This is a genomic window from Echinicola strongylocentroti (genome assembly GCF_003260975.1).
In the GTDB taxonomy this organism is placed as follows: Bacteria; Bacteroidota; Bacteroidia; order Cytophagales; family Cyclobacteriaceae; genus Echinicola; species Echinicola strongylocentroti.
Genome location: NZ_CP030041.1, coordinates 3,351,230 through 3,375,485 on the forward strand (window position 1 = coordinate 3,351,230; position 24,256 = coordinate 3,375,485).

Below are 24,256 nucleotides of genomic sequence, written 5' to 3' on the forward strand. Positions count from 1 at the left end.
ATTGGGTTATAAGGAATTTAAGTATTGGAACAATTACTGGGAAATCCCTACCTTTGGATTAAAACAATTAAGAATGGCAAATAACATTATTTACTCCAAAGAGGCGCCCGCACCAATAGGGCCCTATAGTCAGGCAGTACAGGCAGGAAACACGCTTTTTATCTCAGGACAAATCGCCTTGGATGCAGATACAGGGGAATTGATCAATGAAAACATTACCGAAGAAACCCATGCGGTGATGAAAAACTTGGACGCTATTTTGTCAGCAGCGGGGTATGGTTTTGGAGATGTGGTAAAATGTTCTATTTTTATAAAGGACATGGATGATTTTGGTACCATAAACGAAGCTTATGGTCAGTATTTTCCATCAAACCCACCAGCAAGGGAGACCGTGGAAGTGAGTAGATTGCCTAAGAATGTACAGGTAGAAATTTCTTGTATCGCCGTAAAGGCTTAAGCGACCTGTGGAGGCAGGAATCAATGATCAAGTACTTGCCCCATCATAGTGAAGTGTTGGTATCCTCGATGACCTGTGAGGATGTCATTGCACGTCTGGAGAGTGTCACCAAGGACGTAGACTATCTTTCTGGTACCTTGGTAGGCCAGCAAGAAGAGCAGCTCTTCAATGGAAAAATCAACGAAGACTCCTTTCGCCTATCCAAAGTGGTGAAAAGAGCGGACAGCTTTTTGCCCTTGATCAAAGGAAAAATAGAGCCTACCCGGGCTGGTTGTATTATTTTTTTGGATTATCAACTTTTTCCTGGAGCCAGCTTTTTTATGGTCTTTTGGTCAATAGTCACTTTGGTCATGGGAATGTTTTTTTTGTTTGGGCAAGAGGAGCCTATGTTTGCTGCCGTGAGTTTTGCCGTGGGACTGGGGAATGTGTTTTTTGCTTGGTCACACTTCAAGAGGAAAGTCAAAAAGTCCCAGCAAATCTTCCATAAAATGCTCAGCTTGCAAAAGAATAGGTGATATTAGGTGAGTTGGCTAATTATTTAGTAATAAGCGTGCGCTATGGGTCTTCCAAGTTGGTCAATACGCTCTGGTTACCAAAGATAGCAGGCCCAATATCAATCAACTTAATAATCGGTTATATCCATGCCTCCAAGGAATGGAGAGCGTTGAAGACCCAAGTTGAGATAAAAATTTATTAAGGCACAAAATCCCCTTAGGCTCATGGTTTTTACGGCTCAGGTCGTAATTTAGAGGCACTGTTGGCAAGTCCTTTGCCGAAAGTATCAAAAGCCAATTTTTGACTAAAATCAATTATAAACAGATGAAATATAGAATAGAAAAAGACACCATGGGCCCCGTGGAAGTTCCTGCGGACAAGTACTGGGGAGCGCAGACCCAACGATCCATTAATAACTTCAAGATCGGTGGAGAACGCAACCGCATGCCACTGGAGATTACCCATGCATTTGCCATTCTCAAAAAGTCAGCTGCATTGACCAATGCTGAGCTTGGGGCATTGTCACAAGAAAAAGCCGATACCATTGCAAAGGTGTGTGAGGATATCCTGGAAGGAAAGCTGGATGATCAGTTTCCTTTGGTGATTTGGCAGACCGGCTCAGGCACCCAGTCCAATATGAACGCCAATGAGGTAATTGCTTATAGAGGCCATGTGCTCGAAGGAGGAAGCTTAGAGGACGAGAAGAAATCCATTCACCCCAATGATGACGTGAACAAGTCCCAGTCTTCCAATGATACCTTCCCGACGGCCATGCACATAGCCGCATATAAAATGGTGGTGGAGACGACTATTCCTGGCGTAGAAAAATTGCGTGATACGCTAAAAAGCAAGTCCGATGAGTTTATGGATGTCGTTAAAATCGGCAGGACACACTTTATGGATGCGACACCATTGACGCTAGGACAGGAGTTTTCGGGCTATGTGGCGCAGCTGAACCATGGGTTGAGGGCCTTGAAAAACACCCTGGAGCATCTCTCAGAGCTAGCCTTGGGAGGTACGGCAGTAGGAACTGGACTGAACACGCCAAAAGGCTACGCTGAATTGGTGGCCAAGAAAATCGCTGAATTCTCCGGTCAGCCTTTTGTGACCGCTCCCAACAAATTCGAGTCACTGGCGGCCCATGATGCCATCGTAGAGACCCACGGTGCGCTCAAGCAACTGGCAGTAAGCCTGATGAAAATAGCCAATGATATCCGGATGCTGTCCTCAGGACCTCGTTCTGGGATTGGTGAAATTCTGATACCTGAAAATGAGCCCGGATCCTCTATCATGCCCGGCAAGGTCAACCCCACTCAAGCAGAGGCCATGACGATGGTATGTGCCCAGGTAATTGGTAATGATACCGCAGTGTCAGTAGGGGGCTCCAATGGTCATTTTGAGCTGAATGTCTTTAAGCCGATGATGATCCATAACCTGCTTACTTCTGCACGGCTTATTGGTGATGCCTGTGTGTCTTTTCATGATAATTGTGTCATTGGTATTGAGCCAAACAGGCCGTTTATCAAAAAACACCTGGAAAATTCCTTGATGTTAGTGACTGCACTGAATACACATATCGGCTATGAAAATGCCGCTGCTATCGCCAAAAAAGCACATAAAGAAGGCACTAGCCTACGAGAAGCAGCGATCGATCTGGACTTGCTTACCAGTGAGCAATTTGATGAATGGGTAAAACCTGAAAATATGATCGGCGGGCTAAAATAGGATGGAAATGGAGGGGAAATTTCTCTCTCCAAAGACTATTGTATAAACTTTATTTTATCCAAATTTTAAAAGGGGAGTATATTTCGTATTTTACATGAAATATGCTTCCCTTTTTTTTATAACCAAAGAAAATCATTAAAGAATTATGGTTTCGAAGAGCCTTTTGAAATGTGTTACAGTTTTGGTGCTTTTGCTGAGTATAGCTGTAAGTGCAAATGCCCAGCAGCTATCCAAAGAAAAGAAAAAAGCCCTTAAAAAAGAGCTGAGAAAGATGAGCCCGGAAGAATTATGGCAGCTAAAAAACGACCAGCAAGAACAAAAGGCAACAATCATCACACTTGAGAAAGAAAATGAGTCCCTTCACGAGCAGCTGGCAGAGCAAGCCCAGGACCTTGAGATGAAGCAGGGTGAAAATGAACAGCTAGAGAGTGACCATATCAAGGATGATAATGCAGCCACTAGACAACTAGGCACTACCAGCTCAGTTTCCGAAGAAGGGGAATGGAGTAAGGGTGTGGTTTTCAGAGTGCAAATAGGTGCACTTACAGAGAAGGAATACGAAAAAGAGATTCCTTCTGGATTTAGCTTGGAAGTGGAGCATAAGGGTGATCTAAAACGAATGGTGGTCGGTTACTACCGCGATTATGAAGAGGCAGACACCTTCAAGAAACTCATGAGAAAATTAGGCATTCGTACTGCTTGGATAGTGCCTTACAAGGATGGGCAGCGGGTACCCCTAAAGGATGTCTTGGGCCAAGTGGTCGATTGATTTCTATTGTTCCCACTAGATTCCTAAGTGGTTTTTACTCCTTTACCCTTGTTATTTTTTTGCTATAGGTAAAAACAGTAACCCAAACCTGTCCGCCTGTGACGGAAACCCCGTCGCTGTGCATCTATTGCACTTATCCCGCTATCGGGATAAGCCCCCGCTCCTGCACCCCACCAAGATGACCAACTTTCCCCGGCAAAAAGTCAAACTAAAAAAGGACTCTTTGCGCATAAATAGGAGAAGATTCTTAACTAAACGGCATTGATTTCGGCTTTAATACCATCTATAACCCACTCGTTATGAAGTGATCTTTTGATGGTGGGTAGTTGGATGCCCTTATGCAGCAGGGACTTAACCAAGGTGTGGTGAAAGCAGCGGAAATAATTGCCAATTTTTTTAATAAAGAAGCACTTTAGTTTAGTAATTTAGGAGGTATGGAGTTTAGGTGGGAAATAAAAAGCAAGGCAGATCAATCAATCGTACAATCGCTCAGTAGTGAAATAAATGTAAACCCGACGTTGGCCAATTTATTGGCCAATAGGGGGGTGGGCAATTTTCAGGAGGCGAAGGACTTCTTCCGGCCTGACCTGGATAAGATCCATTCACCCTTCTTGATGAAGGACATGGACAAGGCTGTAGGACGATTGGTGGAAGCGATAGAGCAAGAGGAGAAGATCCTTGTGTATGGAGACTATGATGTGGACGGTACCACTTCGGTGGCCTTGTTCTATGGGTTTCTGAAGGCCATTTATCCTCAGGTGGATTTTTATATTCCCGATCGTTACCAAGAAGGCTATGGGGTTTCGGAAAGAGGGGTTCGATTTGCTGCAGAGAATGATTTTAAGTTGATCGTTTCTCTGGATTGTGGCATAAAGGCGATAGAAAAAGTGGCGTTGGCCAATAGTCTTGGGGTAGATTTTATTGTCTGTGATCACCATACTCCGGGACAGGAGCTACCGAATGCCCTTGCGGTGCTCGATCCCAAACGCCAAGATTGTGATTATCCGTACAAGGAACTGAGTGGTTGTGGGGTAGGTTTTAAACTTATTCAGGCATTTACCGAGCGGACAGGTAAAAATGCGAGTCATCTTTTTGGTCTTTTGGACCTAGTAGCGGTGAGCATAGCAGCGGATATCGTACCGATTACGGGAGAGAATAGGATTTTGGCACATTATGGACTAGCGCGACTGAACAGCAACCCAAGGCCAGGTTTAATGGCGCTGATATTGGCAGGAAAAGGGCAGCGGAGTTTGAAGGAGCTGCAGGAAAACCGTCAGCTGCTCCAGCGGGAGATGCTACAACTAAAATCCGACAAGGATATTGAAATCTCCGATATTGTATTCCGTATCGGCCCACGGATCAATGCCTCCGGAAGACTGGAGCACGCCAAAGCCTCTGTGGAGCTATTGATATCTTCAGATATCCATGATGCCCTTCGCCGTGCAGAGGTGGTAGAAGATGTCAATTCCGCCCGAAAGAACTTTGATGAAAATATTACCAAGGAGGCGATACAGATGATCGAAGACCGTGAGCAGACCAAGCCGCTTAAGAGCACTGTCCTGTACAAGGAAGATTGGCACAAGGGAGTGATCGGAATAGTCGCTTCACGGTGTATCGAGCAGTTTTACCGGCCCACGATCATATTGACCGAGTCCAATAACAAGGCAACAGGAAGCGCCCGTTCTGTTTATGATTTTGATATTTATGAGGCCATTAGTGAGTGCAGTGATTTGTTGGAACAATTTGGAGGCCATAAATATGCTGCTGGACTGACCATGGAGCTGGACAATGTCCCTGCTTTTCAAGAGCGTTTTGAGGAGGTGGTAAGCCGCCGTATTGCCGATATTCATACCAAGCCAGTGCTGGAAGTGGACGATGGCCTGGAGCTGGACCAGATCAATTACAAATTTTATAATATATTGCAGCAGATGGCACCTTTTGGGCCTGGAAATACAGAGCCGATATTCTGTGCCAATCAGGTATATGCACAAAATATCAAAGTGCTGAAGGATAAACACCTGAAGTTTGAGATTGTGCAAGATGGCCAGGTGACCAGACCCGTTTGTATTGCTTTTGGATTTGCGACATATTATGAAATGTTGCGCAGCAAAATGCGTTTTAATATCGCCTTTGAAGTAAGGGAAAATACCTTCAGAAATACCAGCAGTTTACAGTTGTATGTAAAAGATATCAAATTTGATTGACCATGATACTAAGAGGAGAGAACCTGATCAAGATATACAAGGGTCGAAAAGTGGTGAACAACATTTCTGTAGAGGTGGAGCAGGGGGAAATTGTAGGCCTTCTTGGGCCTAACGGAGCGGGGAAAACCACCTCTTTTTATATGATAGTGGGACTTATCAAGCCCAACAGTGGCAAGGTCTTCTTGGATAAGGAAGAGATCACTCCACTTCCCATGTACCGCAGGGCCAAGCGCGGAATTGGCTACTTGGCGCAGGAGGCTTCTGTGTTCAGAAAGCTCTCTGTGGAAGAAAATATCATGGCAGTATTGGAGATGACTGATCTTCCCAAAGACGCCCAAAAAGAAAAAATGGAGGAGCTTTTGGAGGAGTTTAGTCTGACACATGTCCGTAAGAACTTGGGCATGGTGCTTTCAGGTGGTGAAAGGCGGAGGACCGAAATAGCCCGTGCGTTGGCCGTGGATCCTAAGTTCGTCTTACTGGATGAGCCTTTTGCAGGTGTGGATCCCATTGCCGTGGAAGAGATCCAGACAATTGTTGCTAAACTAAAGAATAAAAATATTGGCATTTTGATTACAGATCACAATGTCAACGAAACCCTTTCGATTACCGATCGTGCATACTTGATGTTTGAGGGGAAATTGCTCAAGGCAGGTACGGCAGAAGAGCTCGCCGCAGATGAGCAGGTCCGGAAAGTGTACCTCGGCAAGCACTTTGAGTTGAAACGTAAGATTTAATTTTATGGACGTACTAAATACTTTTATGACTTGGATCTTTAAGATCCGCATAGGCCAGATAGATAACTTTAAGAAGAATCCAATAGAAGTACAGCAGGGCATTTTTTTTGACTTGATCAAATCGGCCAAGAGTACCCAATTTGGAAAAAAGTATGGCTTTTCGGATATCCGATCACCTAAGGATTTTGATCGTAACGTGCCCATCCATAATTATGAGGAGATGCAGCCTTATATCGAACAGACGATGAAGGGAGAGCAAAACGTCATATGGCCATCAGAGATCAGCTGGTTTTCAAAATCCTCCGGAACCACTGGTAGCCGGAGCAAATTTATCCCTGTTTCCCAAGAATCATTGGAAGATTGTCATTTTAAGGGCGGCAAAGATATGCTTTCCCTCTATGTCAATAATTATCCTGACAGCAAGCTCTTTACAGGTAAAAGTTTGGCGATCGGCGGTAGCAGTGAAGTCAATGCGCTCGACATCAATAAAAACAGCCAATACGGGGATATTTCTGCCGTGATCATGCGCAATTTGCCCGTGTGGGCACAGCTGGCCAGGACCCCGAGTCTGGAGACGGCACTGATGAGCGAGTGGGAGGAAAAGATAGAGAAGATGGCCAAGGAGACCATGGAGGAAAACGTACTCAGTATTTCGGGAGTCCCCACGTGGACCATTGTGCTTTTGCAACGGATTATGGAATTGACCAATTCGAGCAATATCCTGGAGGTGTGGCCAAACTTAGAAGTGTTTTTTCACGGAGCGGTAGCTTTTGGCCCTTATCGAAAGCTCTTCAGTGAATTGATTCCTTCTGAGTCCATGCGCTATATGGAAACATACAATGCTTCTGAAGGTTTTTTTGGTATTCAGGACCAGAAGAATTCAGACGAACTGTTACTGATGCTTGATTATGGGATTTACTATGAATTTATCCCAATGGATGAGTGGGACCGCGACGATCCTAAAGTACTTCCGCTAGAGGAGGTGGAAATAGGTAAAAACTATGCACTTATCATAAGCACAAATGGAGGGCTGTGGCGCTACAAGATCGGCGATACGGTGAAGTTTACTTCCATACGGCCCTACCGTATCCGTATATCTGGACGAACGAAACACTTTATCAATGCTTTTGGCGAGGAGGTGATCGTGGAAAATGCAGAGAAAGCCATAGAAATAGCTGCTGACGCTACTGGGGCGATAGTGGTGAATTTTACTGCAGCACCAATTTATTTTGAAGGATCGGACGGTAAGGGGGCGCATGAATGGATCATAGAATTCAGCAAAGCTCCAAATGACGAGGCCGTATTCAGTGAAAAACTGGATGCGGCGCTTCGTGAGATCAATTCTGATTATGACGCCAAAAGGTACAAGGACATGGCACTGGATAGGCCGAAAATTCATTTTGTCACGGAAGAGGGGATATTCGAAAAGTGGATGAAATCCAGAGGTAAATTGGGAGGACAAAACAAAGTGCCCCGATTGGCCAATAATCGGGAATATATTGATACTATTTTGGAGTTGATGAAATAGTTTTGTCCTGATACATTCATGCCATGGTTTTGGGCCATGGCATGAATGGTGATGTGTAAATGTACAGGCTAGCAGATCAGATGTTCAGCAAAGCTTGTAGAAAGCTCATGTTTTCGCCTTTCCGTTTGATCACCAGCATGGGGACTTTGTAGTTGATTTCTACGAGTCTTTCTGCGACACTGCCCAATAGAAGGGCTGCCGAGCTGCTTCTTCCCCGACTCCCGATCACCACGAGGTCAATATTTTTATCAATGGCATCTTTGAGAATGTCATCCGCTTTGATGGAGTCTTTGTTGAGTACAAAATCACACGGGTGCTCTTCGATTTTGTGCTTTTGGACCATGTTGTTAAATTCCTTGACGGCGTTATCCTTCATGATCTTTGCAAAATCCTCGTAGGATTTGCCTGTTTTATGATAGCCAATAGGGACATCATACAGGTGGATGTACCTGATTTCAGCATCTTTTTTCTCTTTGATGAACTCTTCCACTTTATCCAATACCACTTCGGTATGTTCAGAAAAATCAATAGGCACCAAGAGTTTCTTAAGAGGCTTGGTTACCATGTCTTCGGTGACGAAGAATACCGATGCGGGAGCTTTTTGGGCAATACGCTTGGGCAGCCTGCCACTGCCTTGGAGCTCTGTCTTTCTGCCCATGATGATAAAATCCACATGCTTGATCTTAGACCACCTCAGGAGACTGTCCATAGGGTCACCTTCTTCGGCATTGACTTCTATTTCGATCCCGGAGGGTAGTCCAAGGGAGGCTATTTTCTTTTCAATCTCCTTTTCGATACTTTCATCTACTGGCGCCATCAAATTGGGGTAAGTGCTGGCTATATCGTCCGGTAGGGCAAGGTTAGCTGCCACATGGATGAAATAGAGTTTGTTGAGATTTAAAAGTTCGACGACCTTTTTCATATTGTCCAAGATCACTTGGTCCATTTTGGTAAGGTCTAGTCCGACTAATGCTGTATTGTTCTGTGCCATAGCTTGGTTAAAGAATTTGTAACAATTTAATAGATACGGAGGAGCTAAGAAAGAGAAAGCAGGAGAATTGTGTCCGATGAGAGCTGAATTGATGAAGGTGGCCAGTACTGTTCATCCTCTGTTGATTGGAACTAGGACTTGACTTTTAGATTAGAGCTTGTTTTTTCCCGGGGAATTTACTCATCTTTGGGGCATGCCAAGGTCAATGCAGAAATATTTTGTGGCGATAGTTCCACCAGAGGAAGTTCAAGCACAGGCGCAGGAAATAAAGGAAGGTGTGCGGGATAAGTATAATGCCAAGCATGCGCTTAAGTCCCCGGCCCATGTGACGCTAAAGATGCCATTTGTGTGGAATGAGCATAAGGAAGGTAAGCTTGTTGGGCTGTTGGAAGATTTTTTTAAAGAAAGATCTCCTTTTCCTGTTGAGTTCAAGGGGATTGGGCGATTTGGAAGGCGCATCATGTATGCCCGTGTCCATGGTGGGAATGAACTGATAGAGACCCAAGAGGCATTTCGTCACTATTGTAGAAGGGAGTTAAAGCTGAACGAAGAACTAAGTGACAAAGCCTTTACTCCTCATGTTACGTTAGTATACAGTGACCTGAAAAAGCATTTCTTTGACGAGTGTTGGGCGATGTTAAAGGAAAGGGGTTTTTACGGAAAGATGGAGGTACGGCAAGTGGCCTTGCTCAAGAAAGTGAACTATCGATGGCAAGTACTGGAGATGATTGATTTGGATGAGAAGATAGACCTTGGATAAAAGGCAAAAGGGGCTGGAGGGCCTATTCCTAGTAGGGACAAATGGGAAAATTGGGGTTGTTCGGATAGTACGCTGATTTACCTCGGCGAGATAGGTGGCGCAGATGATTATGATTTGCGCTGGCCTTTTCCTTAAATTGGAATAGCCAAATAATATAAAAGCCCTGAAAGGGCGTAACATCCTTTGCCAAGGGCGACGGCCATGGTCTACATCAAAAATGATTTCATTGATTTAGCAGCAGTCACCTTCCTAGCGCTTATAGGTTCACGCTAATACCCAATACACACCAATAGCGTTTTATTCCAATAATCAATAGGGAAAAGCAATTTCAGGTCGCAATAGATAGACTAATGGCTATTCCGGGTTTAATGCCGTTTAGTTAGTATGTACCTGGAAATATTGGTTCTATTGTTTTTCTGCTAAATTCCAAGATGGTTTTCATCTCTTTACCTTTGTCACTTTTTTGCTTCAGGTCAAAAAAGTAACCAAAAAACCCCGCCGCTGTGCATCTATTGGCCTAAAATTAAAACCTTCCCTCATGCAGGCAAACTCCTCCTTTTCTAGCAGCCAACATTCTTTTTGGCTAGTATTTCGTCAAACAAGCCTGCCTTCTTGCCCACCCGCTTTTTAATTTCTTAACGCCCAATACCTGCAAGGCGGATCCATTTTGTACGTATTTTAAAAGGCCATGGATTAAAATCATAACTCTCTCAATGGACGATCCGTATTGGAAAATCTTCTTAACTAAACGGCATTGATTCTGGGTTTAACCCGGATTATGCGTTGGGAATCGTAGTGAGAGCTGAAAGTGCAAGAAAATCAGTTAGTTTGGAGGCATTAGCGTAGCACCGCTACGGTTATGCCGAAAACTAAAGTGAAACGACTGATTTTGAAGCAGTTTCAGGTCGCAACAGATAGGCTAATGCATATTCCGGGTTTAAGAAAGTGTGTTGAAAATTATTCCGCCAGAAATATTGCTTGATCCGTTATTGGCAGGGGTGGCATATAATAAAAAAAGGGAGCCAAACTGGCTCCCTTTTTTTATGCATTGAACTGTGAATTAGTGTTTCACAGTGATTTTTTCTTTTACTCTTGCAGCTTTACCTTGACGACCACGTAGGTAGTAAAGTCTAGCTCTTCTTACTCTACCTTGTCTTAGCACTTCGATTTTCTCGATGCTAGGACTAAGAAGAGGGAAGATTCTTTCTACACCTACACCACTGGAGATTTTCCTTACAGTGAAAGTCTCTCCGTTGGTGTTAACGTTTTTACGTTGGATCACGGTACCTTGGAACAGCTGCACACGTTCTTTGTTACCCTCTTTGATGCGTACGTGAACGTTAATTGTATCTCCTGACTTGAAAGAAGGGAACTTGGCTCTCACCTCGTTGTATTCCTCTTCTACAATTTTAAGTAGTTCGCTCATATCTGTATGATTTATGTGCTTATCGCAAATTCGAATTGCAAAGGTATGCAATTATCTATTTTATTCAATTAATTATCAACTATTTACGTTTTTCGCCTGCTTCGAAATCTTTGCCTTCCAGTAAGTCAGGCCTTCTTTCTTTGGTACGGCGAACCGATTCATCAAACCTCCAATTGGCGATCTTTTCATTGTGACCGGAGAGCAGGATGTCTGGCACTTTCATGCCTTGGTATTCTGCTGGTCGCGTATAGATCGGCGGAGCCAATAGTCCATCTTGAAAGGAATCCGTCAAGGCTGAGGTCTCGTCATTGAGCACTCTGGGAATGAGGCGGATCACTGCATCAGCTACCACAGCAGCTGCCAGTTCGCCACCAGAGAGTACAAAATCCCCGATACTGATCTCACGGGTGATGTACTTTTGTCTGATCCTTTCATCCACGCCTTTATAATGACCACATAGGATCATCAGGTTTCCCTTAAGCGAGAGGGAGTTGGCCATTTGCTGATCGAAAGTCTCCCCGTCTGGGGTCATGTAGATGATTTCATCGTAATCCCGCTGGCTTTTCAGTGCTTCTATGCACTTGGCCACAGGTTCGATCATCATGACCATGCCAGCCCCTCCTCCAAAAGCATAGTCGTCGACCTGCTTCTGTTTATTGGTGGCATGTTCCCTGAGGTTGTGTACCCTGACTTTGGCGAGTCCTTTTTCTTCTGCCCTTTTAAGGATAGAATGCGAAAAAGGCCCTTCCAAGAGACCGGGGACGACGGTGATAATATCGATCTGCATGGACTAGTCCTCTAGATATATTTCAAGTAAGCCATCTGGCAATTGGCAGAAAACTTTTTTTGCTGCCTTGTCCACTTTAAGGATAATGTCATCTTGGATTGGCACCAGGATTTCTTTTCCTTGATAATCCATCCCAATGAGATACTGGGTTTGGAGGTCGTATATCACTTTTACACTACCGAGTACTCCTTTGGAGGCATCTTCTACTTCAAAACCGACGAGCTCATGATAATAATACTGGTCATCATCAAGTGCAGGCAGGTCTTTTAGCGGGAGATAGAGTGCTGTACCCACTAGGGTATCTGCAGCATTTTTGTCTTCAAAGCCTTCAAATTTGGCAAGAAACCTTCCGTTTGGCTGAGCGACAAAGTGCTCTATAAAGTAGGGCACCAGTCGGTTGTCTTTCTCCACAAAGACATGCGCGATATCTTCGTAATATTCAGGATAATCGACATCCAAGATGGCCACTACTTCTCCTTGGAGTCCATGAACTTTAGCAATGTAGCCTAGTTGGAAACAGTTGTCCTTGTTCATGGAAAGGTGCGTAATTAACCTTTGTTTTCTTCTTTTTCTTCGTTGCTTTCAGCAGCAGGAGCTTCACTTTCCTCTCCTTCAGCAGGAGCATCAGCAGGAGCTTCAGCTTCAGCAGCTTCTGCCTCAGCAGCGGCTTTCGCTTCTTCTTCTCTTTTCTTGATCGCGTCAAGACGAGCTTCGTTTTTAGCAACTTCTGCGTCGTGAGCTTTCTTACGAGCGTCTTCTCTAGCTTGGGCGATTTTGTCTTTCTTGCCAGTGATGGAAGTTTCTTTCTCCTCGATCCAAGCTTGGAATTTCTTGTCTGCTTCTTCCTGTGTGATAGCGCCTTTAAGTACACCGATCTGAAGGTGTTTTTTCAGCAATACACCACGGTAAGAAAGCATCGCTTTTACAGTGTCCGTAGGTTGGGCACCGTTTAGCAACCATTGCAATGCTCTATCATTGTTGATGTTGATAGAAGCAGGGTCAGTGTTCGGGTTATAAGAACCGATTTTTTCGATAAAGCGTCCATCACGTGGAGCTCTTGCATCAGCTACAACGACATCGTAGATGGCCATTCTCTTTCTACCTCTACGAGCTAATCTGATTTTTACTGCCATATTATATTGATATTTAGTTAATTGATGGATCTCGTCCATCGTAAATTTGGACTGCAAAGATAGCGGATTAATCTTTAAAAGAACAAGTTAGGTAGAGAATATTTGCGGAATAAAGAAAATATGTTTTAAATTGCGGCACAATTTAGGACGGCAAGGAAAATCCAAGCCCTTCCATCCGCTATTAACATACCAACTGGTCCCGTAGTTCAATGGATAGAATAGAAGTTTCCTAAACTTTAGATACAGGTTCGATTCCTGTCGGGACTACTTCATTGAAAAACCGAGAAAAATTAATTTTTTTTCGGTTTTTGTTTTTTGTAACCTGCTGATTTACAGTATAGATATAGAGGGCGATTTGGTTAACATAAGGGGTTCGACATTTTTGACCGTCAAACACCAGTTTTTGGGGAAATATCGAACCCACAACCTGTCTCTTCTCTTTTACCTCCAAAGTGTCGTATATTTTAACTAGCTGACCTACAGAGTTTAAGGTGTCTTTTAGCTTCGGTAAATAGTTCGACTTTTGTTCATTGAGGGTTGTCAGCTTATTTTCCAGTTTTTTGATCTTTTCCTGGGACTCTCTTTTGACTACGGCAAAGTCATCGGCTTCCATGCTTCCGTCAATCAGTAGGTTCCTTGCCTTGGATATTTTTTTGTCCAGTCTCTCGATCTCGTCCAGGTACTGCTTTTTGGTCTTATGTCCGCTTGAGGTCAAATCATGATAGATATCCCTAATGCAGTCTTTATAGATATCCAGGATGTTTTCCTGTACCTTGTATTTAAAGAGTTCTTTTCTTACCGCCTTGTTGACCACTTCTGTCCGGAACCTTACGCCACAGGAAGAAAGGCAGTGGTAATAATGGTAGTAGCCACCCTTGGAGCTTTTGGAAGCGCTCCCTGTAAGTGGCCTGCCACATTTATGGCATATAAGAAATCCCCTTAATGGGAACTTTTCATGGGAAATGACCTTCACGGCACGTTTGCGTTTCATCCGTTTACGCCCGGACAGTACGTCCTGCACATCAAGGAACAGGGATTCTGAAATGATGCCTTCGTGCTTTCCCTCCACAAGGTACTCTTCTTCCTCTTTGAATGCCTTTATCTTGATCTTTCCATAATAGATCGGGTTTCTGACAAGATACCAGAATTGCCCCCTGCTGATGGACAGCCCCTTTTTGTTGACTAGCTTTCTGATCTGGTCTGCGGCCAGCTGGTTTTCCGCTATTTGTTCAAAGGCCCATTTTACCAAGGATGCCTGGGGTTCTTTTCGGGCTATGATTTTATTGCTGTATTCATCCCGAGTATTGATATAACCGATGGGTGCGGTGCCCATATACCTGCCTTCCTTCTTTGCCCGTCGCATTCCCTGTAAGGTGTTGAGTGCCCTGCGGTCATTTTCCACTTCTGGGGCAGCCAGGTAAAAGGCCAGCATCATTTTTTGTTCGGGTATGCTCAGGTCAAGGGGTTGTTCAATGGCCTGTATATCCACGCCCAGTTTGGTGAGAGTTGAAATCATCAGGTAGGCATCGCCGGTATTCCGACTGAACCTATCCCATTTGGTAAACAGTACCATGTTGGTATCGGAACGGTTCTTTTTTATCAAGGCCAACAATTTCTGCCATTCGGGTCTGTCAAAGGTCCTGGCGGAATAATCCTCGTAGATGACCCGTCCAACCTGTATATTTTGGAAGACACAGTACTTTCTCAGGACCTCCTCCTGGTATCTCTGCGAATATCCCTTGTCTGCCTGTTCGTCGGTACTTACCCTAATGTAAAGGTCTGCGGTCTTCATCTATGTTAAACATTTGGTAAACAGCTAATTTAGCCATTTTATACATAAAATTTAAGACTTCCTTAGAGGTTTTTAGGTCCACTTTGTGGCCGTTTTCCTCCAAGGCCTTTTGCAGTTTCTCCGGGCTGACCGATCTTTTCATGGCGAAATGGTTGGTTGGGGTTAAAAGTGCCTTTAAATGGTGATATATGGTCACACTGAGTTCAGAATGGGGAAAAGAAAAATGGGCTATTTTAGGGTTTCCATTACGCTTGGATATACTCCTAACAAAAGTAGCCAGTTCAGCTTAGGGCTCTATGGAGGTAAAAGAAGCAAGGACAGGACTGCTGATATTATCTACTATGACAATCATGCTGAGCTGAACGGTGAGGAAATCTACGAAATGCAATATTACAACGAAAACTTGCGCATCAGACGGAGTGACTTTGTGATTGGCAGTTTCGATTACAGACACACCTTCTCCAATGCATCCAAGGTCAGTTCATCAATTCTTTATGAATATACCATGCTCGGTGGCCCCACTACTAACCAAAACTTAGCGTACCCGAACACTGATTTTGTCTACCAAGATGAATACAATACCAATGACAACCCCTTGCATGGTATCCGCTTCCAAACGGACTATACAGCGGCTCCATGGAAATTCGGAACGTTTGAAGCAGGGTGTCAATTTCGGAACCTGAACCACACGGGAGATTTTGTTTATGAAAGAAAAAATAATGAAACCGGAGTATGGGAACTCGTGCCGGATTTTTCCAGTAATGTGGACCTTACCCGACAGATCCATTCGGGATATGGCCTTCTTTCCGGTGAAAAAGGGATGTGGTCCTATTCGGAAGGTTTGAGACTGGAATATATGGACAGGGAACTCGATCTCAGGGACAAAACCGGAACCGTGGATACAACCTACACCTAATGATTTCGTCAAACCTTTTCCCTCTGCCAGCCTCCAATATCAAGTCAATGATGAACTGACCCTAAAAGCCGCCTATACCAAGAGGGTACAACGGACCACTACTTTCAAAATGACCCCTTTTCCTGAGAGAGAACACTCTGAAACGCTCGAACAAGGTGATCCAACACTACTTCCAGAGTTTATAGATTTGGTAGAGTTAGGAGTAATCAAGGATTTTGGAGACAATTCCTTTTATGCAACGGCCTATTATAATGACATCAAAAACTTGGTCAACCGGGTAAACACCATCTAGAATGACACCATTCTCAACCGTATTTATTCCAATGTCGGCTCTGGCAAGTCTATAAGACTAGAATCAGGGATAGAGCTTAGCCCCATCTCTTGGTGGAAATTATTTGCAGGAGGCAATTAACCAGCTAAAAAACAAATCCAGATTTATTAAAAGTGAGTTTGGGGAGAAGGAATTTTAAGATGATCAGCAACTGGTTCCGTTAATTTAATCATTGGTGGACCTTTAGAGCAGTAACGGGCAGAATTTTAAGGATATCTTAAGAATTCCCTAAGGAAGTATTTAGGGAAGACAAATAGTTTTGTAGTGGACCATAACCTTTATCCGATGCTTCAAAAACTCATCCACTACAGTCTGCACCATAAGCTGGTCATATTGCTCTTTACCTTGGGTATATTGGGGTTTGGCCTGTATTCTCTGACCCACATTCCCTTGGGTGCAGTTCCTGATATTACCAATAACCAAGTCCAGGTCATCACCACTTCCAAAAACCTTGCGACCGAAGATGTGGAAAAATTCCTTACCTATCCGGTTGAACTTGAAATGGCCAACCTTCCAAATGTGAAGGAAATCCGGTCGGTTTCCAAGTTTGGCCTTTCTATCGTCACCGTTGTATTTGAAGACAGGGCGGGAACCTACCTGCCACGACAACTGATCGCCGAAAAGCTGAAGTTGGCCGAGGAGAAAATTCCCGAAGGATTTGGAAGGCCGTTTATGGGGCCGATTTCTACAGGGCTTGGGGAAATTTACCAGTATGTCATAGATGTAGCTCCTGAATATAAGGGAGAATATTCCATTACCGATCTAAGGACGATACAGGACTGGATCATCAAAAGGCAGCTTTCCGGTATTCCCGGTGTAGTGGAGATCAATACTTGGGGAGGCTACCTGAAGCAATATGAAGTGGCGGTGGATCCGGTAAAGCTAAGAGCGATGAACATTCCATTGGAAAAGCTCTACACCGTATTACGGGACAACAATAGTATTGCGGGGGGAGGGTATATTGAAAAAACGACCGAAACCTATTTTGTCCGTGGAGAAGGACTCGTGGAAAGCCTGGAAGATATTGGGAACATTGTCATCGAGAACAGGAACGGCGTACCGGTCTATGTGTCCGATGTTGCAGAAGTGCGCTTTGGGCATGCTACCAGGTTTGGGGCCATTACCGGTAATGGGGAGGGTGAAAAGGTACTGGGGCAGGTTATGATGCTCAAAGGCGCCGATTCCCAAGCAGTCATCGGTGCAGTGGCCCACCGGGTGGAAGAGATAAAGTCCTCCCTTCCTCCAGGGATCATTATCAATCCATTTTTGGAAAGGAGCGAACTGATTGGCAAGACCACTTTTACGATCGCTGAAAACCTGGTGCTCGGCTGTTTGATTGTTATCTTTGTAGTGGTGCTGTTGCTCGGTAACCTGCGTTCCGGTCTGGTAGTGGCATCGGTGATTCCGCTTTGCCTATTGTTTGCATTGTCGTTGATGTACCTGACCGGTGTGGATGCCAATCTAATGAGCTTAGGAGCCATTGATTTTGGAATTATCATTGATGGGGCGGTGATCATTGTGGAATTTATTGCTTATCAGATCACCTCGCAACATTTGTCCCTTACTGGCCTCAAGGGTAAGGAGAGACAATCGGCAATTGACAAGATTACCTTGAACGGGGCCTCCAAAATGATGCATTCAGCAGTTTTTGGTCAACTGATCATCATCATCGTATTCATTCCTATCCTGTCTCTTGTCAATGTGGAGGGCAAGATGTTCCGGCCGATGGCACTGGTGTTCTGTTATGCCCTGATAGGGGCCATGGTGCTCTGTTTCACCTATGTACCAGTGATGGCCGCCCTCTTTATTAGGCCATCCAACAAATCCGGGCCAAACCTGTCGGCCAAACTGATCGCAGCAGTTTACCGCTTTTACCGTCCAGCGATACGCTGGTCGCTTCGCTACAAGAAGATAGTGTTGTCCTTGGCCGCAGGCCTGTTGCTGTTGGCGGGAGGGCTGTTTTTCCGTATGGGCGGGGAGTTTGTGCCGACCCTTGATGAGGGGGATTTTGTGATCCAGCCGGTGCTCAAGACGGGCACTTCATTGCAAAAGACCATTGAAACAACCACCCAAATGGAAAAGATCCTATTGGGATTTCCAGAAGTGGACCAAGTGGTGACAAGGATCGGGGCTGCAGAAGTGCCCACCGATCCCATGAGCATGGAAGAGAGCGACGTGATTATCAAACTCCACCCAAAGGATGAATGGGAGACCGCCGAAACCAAGGACGGCCTGGCAGATGCGTTCAAGGAGAAACTTGCTATTTTGCCCGGAATTGACCTTGAATTTACCCAGCCAATAGAAATGCGGTTCAACGAACTGATTACCGGCGTCAGGGCCGATCTTGCCATCAAGATTTTTGGAGAGGACCTCGACCTCCTTTATGAAAAGGCCCTTGAAGTGGAAGCGGCCATCCAACAAGTGGAGGGAGCATCTGATATCATAGTGGAAAAAACGGCAGGTTTGCCCCAAATGACAGTAGACTATGACCGTAGGAAAATCGCTAAATATGGCCTTAATGTGAGCGATCTGAACGATTTGATCAGCATGGGTTTTGCCGGCCTTCCCGCCGGAACTGTTTTTGAAGGGGAGAAGCAATTTGATTTGGTATTGCGGTTTGATCCCCATCACCGTATGAACATCCAGGATATTCAGTCCACCTCTGTCCAACTTCCAAACGGGAACAGCCTTCCCCTCAGTGAATTTGCATCTATTGGGTATACGACCGGTCCAGCTAAGATTTCAAGGGATGACACCAAAAGACGTATCGTAGTAGGCGTGAATGTCAGGAACAGGGACCTGGAGTCGGTAGTGGACGATGTCCGGAAAATTATTCAGGAAAAGATCAGTTTACCAAGTGGGTATTCGGTTACCTATGGGGGGCAGTTCGAAAATTTAAGGACTGCTAGGGAACGCTTGACCATAGCGGTACCCATTGCTCTTTTATTGATATTTATCATGCTCTATTTTGCCTTTGGATCCGTAAAGGAGGCCGCTATCATTTACAGTGCCATTCCAATGGCGGCCGTGGGCGGGGTGTTTTTACTGTATGTCAGGGGACTGCCCTTTAGTATATCCGCAGGCGTAGGATTTATTGCCCTTTTCGGCATTGCCGTACTTAATGGGATCGTATTGATCGAGGAATTCAAGGAACTCCGTGAACAAGGCATCAGAAATGTCCAAAAAGCCGTCCTCATTGGAACCCAAAAGCGTTTAAGGCCCGTGTTGCTGACCGCCTCGGCAGCGGCTTTGGGCTTTCTGCCTATGGCCATATCCCATTCTGCCGGGGCAGAGGTACAACGCCCTCTTGCCACAGTGGTGGTGGGCGGGCTGGTGACAGCCACCCTGCTTACCTTGTTGGTCGTTCCAGTGCTCTATGCACTCATGGCCGATAGGAAATTGGCTCCCAAATCCCCCTCTAAGGTAGTGGGAGCAATAATCTTGGTTCTACTGTCCATGGCAGGTAATTATGCCTATGGACAGGACCAACAGGTGGGGTTGAAAAGAGCGACGGAACTGGCCTTGGAGAATAACCGAAAGATACGCGCCTCGCAAGTGGAGTCCATCAGGCAGGAACAGCTACAGGGCAGCGCATGGAACATTGGCAAAACCGGGCTTTATTATCTTTATGATGAGAACAATATAGCGGAAAATGGAGCTCCGATCAGGGTCTGGGGCATCAACCAGGTCATTGAATTCCCGACTGTATACGGAGCAAGGCACCGATGGCAAAAAGAAAAGGCCAATCTCCAGCAAAAACAACATCAAATGGAAGTGTTCAGGGTAAAAAAAGAGGTTGCCAAAGCCTATTATACAGTAGTATACCAACGACAATTGACGGACCATTATGCGTATTTGGATAGCCTTTACAAGCAGTTTTCGACAGCAGCGGAGATGAGGTTTGAAGCTGGGGAATCCAATTTGTTGGAGAAATTGACAGCGGAGAGTAAATCCCAAGAGATGGCAGTATTGCTGGAACAAGTGCAAAAGGACAGAAAAAAAGCTACTATCGCCCTAAATGGATGGATCCAGGGAGAGAACACCTATCAGGTAATCGACCATAAAATGCATAAGCTTACCCTGGAAAATGACACCTCACTGCATCCCGGCCTTGCTTATTACAATCAATTAGAAGTAACCTATGGCCAGGAGACCAAGCTTGAAAAGCAGCAATTGTTGCCCGATCTGCAGGTTTCCCTTTTTCAGGGGACAAATCACTTGGCAAATGCCAAGCATTACCAGGGCATACAGGCGGGATTGGCCGTTCCATTGTGGTTCGGTGCCCAGCGGTCAAAGATCCAAGCAGCAAGATCAAGTCAGAAAAGCGCCCTGTTACAACGGGAAAATTATCGCATACGGTTGAAAACGAATCGTTTGGCACTACTCGAAGAACTGAAAAAATACCGCAAGGCCATAGACTATTATGAACATACCGGCAAGAAGCTGGCAACGGGGATTTTGAGTAACGCCCAAATGGCCTATCGTGAAGGAGAAATTGACTTTCTCCAGTATATCCAACTGTTGGAAAATGCCCGTAACATTGAAATCACCTACCTTAAAAACCTGTGGGAATTTAACATGACCATATTGGAAGCCAACTTTATAACAAAATGAACCATGAGCACTATCAATAACCGAATAAATATTTTCATACCACTATTGGGAAGCCTATTGTTGCTGGCCTGCAACAAGGATAAAACCCTGACCGGCCAAGGTTCGGCTAATGCAGGGAGGGATATGGCTCCGGGAGAAATCATCCTGACCGATGAGCAGATCAGTGCCAATGACTTTGCCACGGGACGTTTTGAAACAAAGACTTTTCACCAATCGGTAAGGGCAACCGGAATGCTGGACGTTCCCCCAGAGGGCAAAGTGGCCATAAGCGCTTATTTTGGAGGCTATGTAAAGGAGCTTCCCTTGCTTTCCGGTCAATACGTTAAAAAGGGCCAAACACTTATGGTCCTCGAAAACCCAGCGTTTATCCAATTACAAGAGGATCTTTTGGAAGCTAAGGGACAACTGGCCTACTTGGAATCCGATTACAGGAGACAGAAAGGATTGGCTCAATCAAAAGTGGCATCGGAGAAAAAGTTCTTAAAAGCGGAGGCTGATTATCAGGTGATGAGGGCAAGGTATGAAGCCTTGCGGAAAAAACTCCATTTACTGGGAATCCAGGCTGACCAAATGGAGCCTGGGGACATCACCCCGATTATTCACGTAAAAGCCCCCATTTCGGGAACTGTTACCGCCATTCATGCACAGCGGGGCATGTTTCTGGAGCCCTCTGACGTGGCACTGGAACTGGTCAATACAGGAGGGCTTCACCTTGAACTGAGGGTGTTTGAAAAGGATGCCTGGAAGATCAAGGAGGGCCAGCAAGTGGTCTTTAACCTGCAGGACAACCCGTCAAAGGAGTATTTCGGAAAGGTACAACTGGTGGGAAAATCTGTGGATCTGGACGAAAGGAGCATTGGTCTGCATGTCCATTTTAAACCGTCCGAGGAGGTGGCCGGATGGATGCCGGGCATGTACGTCGAAGCTGCTATCCAAACAGCTTCTGTCCAGGAAGCGGGGCTTCCCGAAGAAGCGATTGTACGGTCGGGAAACCTACATTACGTCCTGATGCAAACAGAAAGGACACCGGGTGAAAGAAGGTTTATCCGAAAACGGGTAGTGACCGGAAATACAGAGGAAGGGTATTTGGAAATAAAGAACAGTAGGGACTTTGCTGAAAATGCCGTATTCCTGACCAGTGGCGCCTTTAATTTGATTGCAGAATAGCGTACTTGGCAAAGGATTTTGTTAGATTGGAGCCAACATCCGGTAAGGCAACTAAAGATTGTATAAATTGAAAAGCATATGAAACTGTTGATTGTAGAAGATGAACCAGGCATCGTCAACTTTTTGAAGCAGGGCTTTGAGGAAGAGGGGTATCAGGTCAATTCTGCCCATGATGGAGAAAAAGGGTTGGATATGGCCGTTTCAAATAATTATGATGTGCTTTTGCTGGACTGGATGGTGCCAGGGTTAAGTGGTATTGAAATCTGCAGGGCTTTCCGTAAGGTCAATAAAAATGTCCCTGTAATTTTCCTCACTGCCAAGGATGAAGTGGCAGATGTGGTCTTTGGCCTACAGGCCGGAGCCAATGATTATATTAAAAAGCCATTTCATTTTGAAGAATTGCTGGAAAGGGTAAAAGTACAGCTCAGGCCGGTTTCAGGTGAACACGAGGTGTTCTGTATTGGGAGTATACGATTGGATACCGGAACGCACCAAGTGTTCAAGCAGAACGAGGAAATCCATCTCACCCAAAAAGAATTCTCCCTGTTGGAGTACTTGCTTCGCCATAAGGGAAAGGCCTGTAGAAGGACCCAAATCATTGAACATGTCTGGGACATCAATTTTGATTATAGTTCTGGTGTAATAGATGTGTACATCAATGCCCTGCGGAAAAAGCTGCGGCTGGACGAGACGGATAACTATATACAGACCATTCGGGGAGTAGGCTACATTGTCAAGGAATAATGAAACTTGACTTTAAAAACAGGATTGCCCTTTATTACCTCATGGCCACTTCGGTCATCAGTATATTGGCCTTTGTCTTTATCTATTTCATGGTAAAGGATACCATGTACGACAGCCTTGATCATAGCCTTTCATATGAGGCGCGCAAGCACCTATCAGAAATCGCGGTCGTAGCCGATACAATCTATTTTACCCATAAAAAGGAATGGGAAGAAACCGAACACCGTGAAGTACAGATCAACCCGGTCTTTTTGCAGTTAATGGATACGGAAGGGCAGATAATGGACAAGTCTCCTAACCTAAAAGAAGATCACTTGGTCATGAATCACGCTTTTTCAGGTGATACCCATTACAATACGCAACTAAAGGACCGGCCTATCCGGCAAACACAGATTGATATCAAACAAGAGGGAACGGTCAAGGGGTATATTGTGGCCGCTATCCCCATAGAATCCTCCTTGATGGTGCTGTCCAACTTGAGCCGTACGCTTTTGGGCTTGTTTCCACTTACCATGGTGATGTTGTTCTTGATATCCAGGTATTTGGCAGGAAAGAGTATCCGACCCATCTCGGCGATCATCCATACCACTGGAAGGATTACCAAGAACAATCTGGGAGAGAGGGTTCCACTGCCCACGCAAAAGGATGAACTATACGACCTGTCCACATCGATCAATGGGCTGCTCAACAGGATTGAAGAGGCGCTGGAACGTGAAAAGCAGTTTACCTCTGATGCCTCCCATGAATTGCGCACCCCGCTTTCTACCCTAAGGGGCACCTTGGAAATTCTCGTACGAAAGGAACGTAACATTAGCGAATATGAAGAGAATATCCGAAAAAGCCTTGTAGAGGTGGACAGGATGTCAGAGATCGTAGAACAATTGCTGTTTCTTGCCAGAAATGGGCAGGCTTCTGACCCTAGCCTCCAACAGACAGTGGCACTGGCGGTTTTGGTAGATGAGGTGCTTTCCAGGCAGCACAAGGCCATCAAGGCCAAACAACTGCGAATATCCATGGAATCCAACAGTTGGGGGAATTTTGAAGTGCCTTATTATTATGGCTCGGTAATCTTGGAGAACATCCTTGGCAATGCCATTAAATATAGCCATATGGACGGCAGGGTGGTCATAGAGCTGAATGGGGACCCCGCAGGGTGTTATTGTTTGGTGACCGACCAAGGAGTAGGTATCAAGGCTGAAGACCTGGACCATATCTACTATCCCTTTTTCAGGTCCGATTACCTAAAGCACAAACAGATAAAGGGCCTAGGGCTTGGCCTTTCGATAGCAAGAAAGGCAGCGTTGGCCATTGGTGCTAAAATTACCATAGACAGTGAACTGGGAAATTGGACGGCAGTCAGGGTTTCCTTTGATCAAAAGGTTTCTTAAAAGTATGGGGAATCGTCTCGCTTATGGGGGACAGCGGTAAAACCGGTTGTCCAAATGCCATAACTGTCAGATGGGGCCGCCCTGAAGCAAGTTTTCCTTGGAACCTATTGTTGCTGCCATTTGGAAAAAGCGTAGGCGTAGTGTAGACTTCTGTGCAAGGTAAGCAATGAAGTGAAATGGCCATACCAAAAGCTCGTTTATGATTTCCTGAAATTTGTTGGAACAGAGGTGCATTCTGCCCCAAGTAGAATTAGTTTACTGTAAATGGTATGTTTCTTGTAGTTGGCATTGGCAT

At 45.1% G+C, this 24,256-nt stretch carries 20 protein-coding genes and 1 tRNA gene; 15 read left to right on the forward strand and 6 right to left on the reverse strand.

Annotated features, from left to right (window positions below):
- The first annotated feature begins 73 nt into the window (after positions 1–73).
- The 7 genes from DN752_RS13045 to DN752_RS13075 all read left to right on the forward strand — a co-directional run bounded on the left by DN752_RS13045 (position 74) and on the right by DN752_RS13075 (position 7,912).
- Positions 74–457 carry a RidA family protein gene (locus tag DN752_RS13045; protein WP_112786539.1) on the forward strand — a complete coding sequence of 128 codons (384 nt, stop codon included), beginning with the start codon at positions 74–76 and terminating at the stop codon, positions 455–457.
- Between the two features lie 23 nt (positions 458–480).
- Positions 481–972, forward strand: a complete 492-nt coding sequence (locus DN752_RS13050) for a hypothetical protein (protein ID WP_211324052.1) — start codon at positions 481–483, stop codon at positions 970–972.
- 304 nt (positions 973–1,276) lie between these two features.
- A complete protein-coding gene (gene fumC / locus DN752_RS13055) occupies positions 1,277–2,677 on the forward strand; it encodes a class II fumarate hydratase (RefSeq protein ID WP_112784355.1) in 1,401 nt (466 codons plus the stop codon).
- A gap of 145 nt (positions 2,678–2,822) precedes the next feature.
- Positions 2,823–3,446 (forward strand): SPOR domain-containing protein, encoded by a 624-nt coding sequence (locus DN752_RS13060; RefSeq protein WP_112784356.1) that lies wholly within the window; start codon positions 2,823–2,825, stop codon positions 3,444–3,446.
- 434 nt (positions 3,447–3,880) lie between these two features.
- The gene (locus tag DN752_RS13065) at positions 3,881–5,650 is read left to right on the forward strand and encodes a single-stranded-DNA-specific exonuclease RecJ (protein WP_112784357.1); all 1,770 of its coding nucleotides are present in this window, start codon (positions 3,881–3,883) and stop codon (positions 5,648–5,650) included.
- 2 nt (positions 5,651–5,652) lie between these two features.
- Positions 5,653–6,384 (forward strand): LPS export ABC transporter ATP-binding protein, encoded by a 732-nt coding sequence (gene lptB, locus DN752_RS13070; protein WP_112784358.1) that lies wholly within the window; start codon positions 5,653–5,655, stop codon positions 6,382–6,384.
- Between the two features lie 4 nt (positions 6,385–6,388).
- On the forward strand, positions 6,389–7,912 hold the full coding sequence (locus DN752_RS13075; protein ID WP_112784359.1) for a GH3 auxin-responsive promoter family protein: 1,524 nt from the start codon (positions 6,389–6,391) through the stop codon (positions 7,910–7,912).
- Positions 7,913–7,988: 76 nt separating this feature from the next.
- Here DN752_RS13075 and DN752_RS13080 read toward each other — a convergent pair whose 3' ends face one another.
- Positions 7,989–8,903, reverse strand: coding sequence for a universal stress protein (locus DN752_RS13080; RefSeq protein WP_112784360.1), 915 nt, complete (start codon positions 8,901–8,903; stop codon positions 7,989–7,991).
- 205 nt (positions 8,904–9,108) lie between these two features.
- Between DN752_RS13080 and DN752_RS13085 the strand changes: the two genes are divergently transcribed.
- Positions 9,109–9,663 (forward strand): 2'-5' RNA ligase family protein, encoded by a 555-nt coding sequence (locus DN752_RS13085; RefSeq protein ID WP_245949211.1) that lies wholly within the window; start codon positions 9,109–9,111, stop codon positions 9,661–9,663.
- 1,060 nt (positions 9,664–10,723) lie between these two features.
- On the opposite strand, the gene rplS is transcribed toward DN752_RS13085, so the two are convergent.
- From rplS to DN752_RS13105, 4 genes are all read right to left on the reverse strand, one after another.
- On the reverse strand, positions 10,724–11,089 hold the full coding sequence (gene rplS / locus DN752_RS13090) for a 50S ribosomal protein L19 (RefSeq protein ID WP_112784362.1): 366 nt from the start codon (positions 11,087–11,089) through the stop codon (positions 10,724–10,726).
- A 79-nt stretch (positions 11,090–11,168) separates the two neighbouring features.
- Complete coding sequence (gene trmD / locus DN752_RS13095; protein WP_112784363.1) at positions 11,169–11,876, reverse strand: tRNA (guanosine(37)-N1)-methyltransferase TrmD; 708 nt, start codon at positions 11,874–11,876, stop codon at positions 11,169–11,171.
- 3 nt (positions 11,877–11,879) lie between these two features.
- Positions 11,880–12,410, reverse strand: coding sequence for a ribosome maturation factor RimM (gene rimM, locus DN752_RS13100; RefSeq protein WP_112784364.1), 531 nt, complete (start codon positions 12,408–12,410; stop codon positions 11,880–11,882).
- A 14-nt stretch (positions 12,411–12,424) separates the two neighbouring features.
- The gene (locus DN752_RS13105) at positions 12,425–13,009 is read right to left on the reverse strand and encodes a 30S ribosomal protein S16 (RefSeq protein WP_112786541.1); all 585 of its coding nucleotides are present in this window, start codon (positions 13,007–13,009) and stop codon (positions 12,425–12,427) included.
- Positions 13,010–13,204: 195 nt separating this feature from the next.
- Between DN752_RS13105 and DN752_RS13110 the strand changes: the two genes are divergently transcribed.
- Positions 13,205–13,276: transfer RNA gene (locus DN752_RS13110), tRNA-Arg, on the forward strand.
- Here the strand turns inward: DN752_RS13110 and DN752_RS13115 are convergent.
- Positions 13,239–14,801 carry a recombinase family protein gene (locus DN752_RS13115; protein WP_112786542.1) on the reverse strand — a complete coding sequence of 521 codons (1,563 nt, stop codon included), beginning with the start codon at positions 14,799–14,801 and terminating at the stop codon, positions 13,239–13,241. The two genes, DN752_RS13110 and DN752_RS13115, sit on opposite strands and share 38 nt — an antisense overlap.
- A gap of 208 nt (positions 14,802–15,009) precedes the next feature.
- On the opposite strand from DN752_RS13115, the gene DN752_RS25150 reads away from it, so the two are divergent.
- The 6 genes from DN752_RS25150 to DN752_RS13140 all read left to right on the forward strand — a co-directional run bounded on the left by DN752_RS25150 (position 15,010) and on the right by DN752_RS13140 (position 23,961).
- Positions 15,010–15,717 (forward strand): outer membrane beta-barrel family protein, encoded by a 708-nt coding sequence (locus DN752_RS25150; RefSeq protein ID WP_262511677.1) that lies wholly within the window; start codon positions 15,010–15,012, stop codon positions 15,715–15,717.
- Entirely contained in the window at positions 15,701–16,009 is a 309-nt protein-coding gene (locus DN752_RS25155) for an outer membrane beta-barrel family protein (protein WP_262511700.1), read from the forward strand. The genes DN752_RS25150 and DN752_RS25155 overlap by 17 nt, the downstream gene beginning before the upstream one ends.
- A 324-nt stretch (positions 16,010–16,333) precedes the next feature.
- Positions 16,334–20,662 carry a CusA/CzcA family heavy metal efflux RND transporter gene (locus tag DN752_RS13125; protein ID WP_112784365.1) on the forward strand — a complete coding sequence of 1,443 codons (4,329 nt, stop codon included), beginning with the start codon at positions 16,334–16,336 and terminating at the stop codon, positions 20,660–20,662.
- A gap of 3 nt (positions 20,663–20,665) precedes the next feature.
- The gene (locus DN752_RS13130; protein WP_112784366.1) at positions 20,666–21,829 is read left to right on the forward strand and encodes an efflux RND transporter periplasmic adaptor subunit; all 1,164 of its coding nucleotides are present in this window, start codon (positions 20,666–20,668) and stop codon (positions 21,827–21,829) included.
- Between the two features lie 78 nt (positions 21,830–21,907).
- Positions 21,908–22,573 (forward strand): response regulator transcription factor, encoded by a 666-nt coding sequence (locus DN752_RS13135; protein ID WP_112784367.1) that lies wholly within the window; start codon positions 21,908–21,910, stop codon positions 22,571–22,573.
- Positions 22,573–23,961, forward strand: coding sequence for a sensor histidine kinase (locus tag DN752_RS13140; RefSeq protein WP_170134453.1), 1,389 nt, complete (start codon positions 22,573–22,575; stop codon positions 23,959–23,961). The genes DN752_RS13135 and DN752_RS13140 overlap by 1 nt, the downstream gene beginning before the upstream one ends.
- Positions 23,962–24,256 lie beyond the last annotated feature (295 nt).